Genomic DNA, 4,724 nt, shown 5'->3' on the forward strand with positions numbered 1-4,724 from the left:
ATGATCAGGGCTATGGAGACTTTGGTTTTACCGGTAACCCCCATGTACAAACGCCTCAGTTAGACCAACTGGCAGAAGGAAGCATTCGATTGAATAATTTTTATGTTTCTCCGGTATGTGCTCCTACCAGATCCAGTTTAATGACTGGAAGGTATTCTCTTCGTACGGGTGTGAGAGATACGTATAATGGGGGAGCCACCATGGCTACGGAGGAAGTTACTCTGGCAGAAATGCTTAAAGAGGCAGGCTATGCAACGGGTGTTTTTGGAAAATGGCATTTGGGTGACAATTACCCTTTTCGACCCGGAGATCAGGGTTTCGATGAATCATTGATTCACTTGTCAGGTGGAATGGGACAGCCCGGTGATTTTACGACTTATTTTAAAATGGACCGTAGTTATTTTGACCCAACCCTCTGGTACAATGGTAAACAAAAATCTTTTCTGGGTTACTGTTCGGATATATTTACTGATGAGGCCATTCACTTTGTTGAAAAGCAAAGTAAGGATCAACCATTTTTTTTGTATTTGTCATTCAATGCACCACATACTCCTTTGCAGGTGCCGGATAAATATTATGAAAAATACAAAGACATAGACCCCTCTTCAGGTTTTGAAAATCAAAACATGCCATTTCCTAAGATGAGCGAAAAAGACAAAGAAGATGCAAGAAAAGTATATGCCATGGTCTCCAATATTGATGACAATATTGGGAAATTAATGCAGAAACTGGAAGAATTAGATATTGCTGAAAATACCATTTTTGTCTTTATGACAGACAATGGACCGCAGCAGTCCAGGTATGTGGGAGGACTTAGAGGTAGGAAGGGGAGCGTTTACCGTGGTGGCGTAAGGGTGCCTTTTCTGATCAAATACCCTAAAGTTCTTGCAACCAATAAAGAAGTAAATACTACCTTGGCACATATTGATGTGATGCCAACATTGGCGGAGCTTTGTCAGGCAAAATTACCGGAAGACAGGAGGATTGATGGGCAAAGTTTTGCAGGAATTTTGAAAGGAGAGGGAAAATCTGAAACAGGCTTTGAGCAAAGCCCTTTGTTTTTCTATTGGACACGAAAATTACCGGAATTGTATGACAATGTAGCCATTCAGCAAGGGCCTTATAAATTGGTAGGCAATACCGGATTTGATGCTAAACCTAAAGATTTCGAGTTGTTTCATCTGGAAAAAGACCCTTATGAACTTGAGAACCTAGTTGAACAAGAGCAAGAAAAAGCTGAAGAATTAAAAGAAAGCATGGATCAATTGGTAGAGGAGTTAACCGCTTCTCCCAACCTTAAGGAAGAGCAACGACCTATCATAGGAACTTCCCATGAAAATCCACTTGTACTGAATCGAAATGATGCTTCCGGGCAAAGAGGTATATGGACCCAGGAAGAAGTCTACGGTTATTGGAATGTTCAAATACTAGAGGGAATGTACAATATCCGGTACAAGTTTATTAAACCTTTGGAGAAGCCAGGGAAAGTGATGTTGGAAACCAATACGCAAATTATTCAAACCCATATTAGGGACATGCCCACTGATATCATTGAACTTAAAAATGTTTCCTTAAAGGCTTATAAAGGAAGTGTGACGCCACATTTTATGAGTGGAGGAAAAAGCATTTTTCCTTTATGGGTGGAATTTGAGAGAATAGATTAGCATAGAGAAGGTGTTGTATTTTAAAGCACTACTATTTCCATTTTACCTCGCAACCCAATGAATCAATTAATAGAAAAGGTCAGCATAACACTGCTGACCTTTTTTTATATCCAATATTAAAATATTATGCATTGGCATTTTGAGGTGCCCAATGAGAACATAGCATTCCCGGAGCCGCTTTTTGCGGGTTGGCACAATCTGCTGTTTCATACTTTAGACAAGAATCACAATTTCTGTTATCTTTTAATGCCGCCTTCATTTGGAAGGTGTCACATGTGTAGCTATCGTTGACTTTTACACCATGAACTTTACATACGCCATTTGAACTCAAATTCTCACAATTACTGCAGTTACTCGCTAATCTAATAGACATAATGTTTTGGTTTTAGTTATGAAACAAAACTACAATTTGATTCGGATAGAATGAATTTAAATAGTTGATTATCAGGTATTTAAATTTAGATTGTTTAAAAATAGCTTGGTATGTAATTGAGGCTTAGCTTATTCAACCTTGGAATTTTGTAAAATGATATTTTACTGTTTGACAAAATTCCAGTGAACAGGTATAGTGATCTGAAATTGCTTATAGTTTTTGAACATGCCTTAGAAAATTATTTTAATTTTTGAAATCGAAATGCTTTAGTTATATTTTAATTTGAATTAAATAAGAATTAATTTAATTATTTTTATGTTTTGATAAAATTTTAATCGGTTTAAATGATTTTTAAATAATGTTTTATTAATATTATTTTAACAAATAAAATAGAGATAATTGTACATTTACGAAAATATAGTTTTATAATTCCTAATTAAAATTTTAATCCATTTTGTTTTTAAAAGGTATGCTTAGTTTTATTGCAGCTTTTTTTAATTAAGGTCTGGGAAAAATTACCTGAACATTGTTAAAGGTTAGGTTGCTCATGGGGAGAATAGGGTTATTTGGAAATAATAATTATCTTAAAATTAAATTTTATTTAAGGTAGTAAAAACATAGTTTGTAATAAGTTTTTTTTACGAATTCATTTATCAATAAAACGTTATAATTAATCAATTCAATACAACGCTTAATGAACACCCTATGAGAAAAACTATTCTAAAAAAGAAAAACCACCGAGGAATTGGGTTGGTTTTTCAGCTCTTCACACTTTTGCTTTTAATTCAGCCGGTCATGGCGAATGCAGCCTCCCCTGAAATATTTCGGCTGGCAGCTATTAAAGGTAAGATTGTTGATGAAACCGGAGAACCACTGCCCGGTGCGACGATTACCATTGAAGGAACCACCCAAGGGACGGTTTCTGATATTGATGGAAACTTTGCCTTAGAAGTTCCCGAAAATGGAACCTTAATAATTTCCTTTATCGGGTACGAAACGCAAACCTTAACTATTGGAAATGAGAGCTTTCTCAATATACAAATGGTTCAGGAAGAATCTTCCTTGAATGAAGTCCTTGTTGTGGGATATGGTACACAGGAAAAACGAGATGTTACCGGGGCAGTTTCTTCTATAAAAGGAGACAATCTAGAGAATTTACCTGTTTCGGGTGCAGCCCAAGCGCTTCAAGGAAGGGCTGCCGGCGTCAATATCGTGAGAAATGGCGGAGCACCGGGAAATCAAGGATCGATAAGGATTAGAGGAACAGGCACTTTAAATAATGCTGATCCCTTAATCATTATTGATGGAGTACCCGGGGGTAATTTAAATGATGTAAATCCTAATAATATTGAATCCATTGAGATATTAAAGGATGCATCAGCTTCTGCCATATACGGTACGCGAGCTGCGAATGGTGTGGTGATTGTGACCACCAAAAGAGGAGATTTCAACCAACCCTTAAAAGTAGAAGTGAATGGTTATATGGGTGTTTCAAATGCCATTAAAACCATTGATGTGCTCGATGCTCCTACTTTAGCCACCTTAAAAAGAGAAAGGTATACCAATGATGGCTTAGCAATCAACCCAATCTGGGAAGATCCCGCTTATCAAACACAAATGACTGACTGGCAAAAAGAATTGCTGGGACAAGGTTCTACCCAGAATGTGGACCTTACCCTTAGAGGGGGGAACAACAACTCCTCATTTATGATGGCCGGAGGATACTTTAAAGAGGAAGGAATGATTACCAATTCTGATTTCAGACGTTTGAGTTTCAGAATAAACTCTGACCACAAGCTAAGCGAAAAATTTAAAATTGGTCAAAACCTTCAACTTGTTTCTATCAACCAAAGAAGTCCTAATACCTTGTCTGCGCAAACAGGAGTGTTATGGAGCGCGATACGTTTCCACCCCGGCTTGCCTGTAATGTACCCTGATGGTTCTTATAGCTCTTCTCAAATATCGGGAGAATTTGGGGATATCAATAATCCGATCTTCACCCAGGATACGCAGGACAATAATAGCACAACGCATAAAATTTTAGGAAATCTGAATGCGGAATATGAGCTAATGGAAGGGTTGAAGTTTCGTGTTAATTTTGGTCTGGATGGTTTTATTAGTGATGGGTATAATTTCAATATCATTGTCAATGATCAGATAAGAACTACCTCACAGAATTCACTTTCCAGAAGCTACAATGAATACTATTCTGTATTGGCAGAATACTTCCTTTCTTATGATAAGGTCTTCAACGAGCTCCATAAAATCAACTTTGTAGGTGGATACACCACACAGACCTTCAACTCTGATAGTTTTAGTGCCAGCAAAAGAGATTTCTTGGATGAATCATATGACCAAAGATTCCTCAGCGTTGGGCAGACATTAAATGGCATTGATGGGGGCAAGTCATACGATGCATTGGCTTCTTACTTTGGAAGGGCCACCTACAATTATGATGAACGCTACTTGTTAACAGCCACTTTTAGAAGTGATGGTTCATCTAAATTTGCCTCAGGTAATCGTTGGGGTTACTTTCCGGCATTCTCCTTAGGTTGGAGAATCTCCGAAGAAGAATTCTTTAAGAATGTAGGATTTATTTCCAATATGAAACTGACAGGTGGTTGGGGAAGTTTGGGAAATCAAAATGTTCCCGGTTTACAGTACCTGGCATTGATCAGCTCCGGTAG

The 4,724-nt window shown here is 37.6% G+C and carries 3 protein-coding genes; 2 read left to right on the plus strand and 1 reads right to left on the minus strand.

Annotated elements, in window-relative coordinates; all coding sequences use genetic code 11:
• A partial coding sequence (locus AAC037_RS20015) for an arylsulfatase (protein ID WP_339905107.1) occupies positions 1 to 1,664 on the plus strand: 1,664 nt, incomplete at its 5' end.
• Positions 1,665 to 1,788: 124 nt separating this feature from the next.
• Here the strand turns inward: AAC037_RS20015 and AAC037_RS20020 are convergent.
• Positions 1,789 to 2,037 (minus strand): hypothetical protein, encoded by a 249-nt coding sequence (locus tag AAC037_RS20020; RefSeq protein ID WP_339905109.1) that lies wholly within the window; start codon positions 2,035 to 2,037, stop codon positions 1,789 to 1,791.
• A gap of 705 nt (positions 2,038 to 2,742) precedes the next feature.
• Here AAC037_RS20020 and AAC037_RS20025 point away from each other — a divergent pair.
• A partial coding sequence (locus AAC037_RS20025) for a SusC/RagA family TonB-linked outer membrane protein (protein ID WP_339905111.1) occupies positions 2,743 to 4,724 on the plus strand: 1,982 nt, incomplete at its 3' end.

Origin of the sequence: uncultured Cyclobacterium sp., from assembly GCF_963976465.1 — a bacterium.
Lineage (GTDB): Bacteria > Bacteroidota > Bacteroidia > Cytophagales > Cyclobacteriaceae > Cyclobacterium.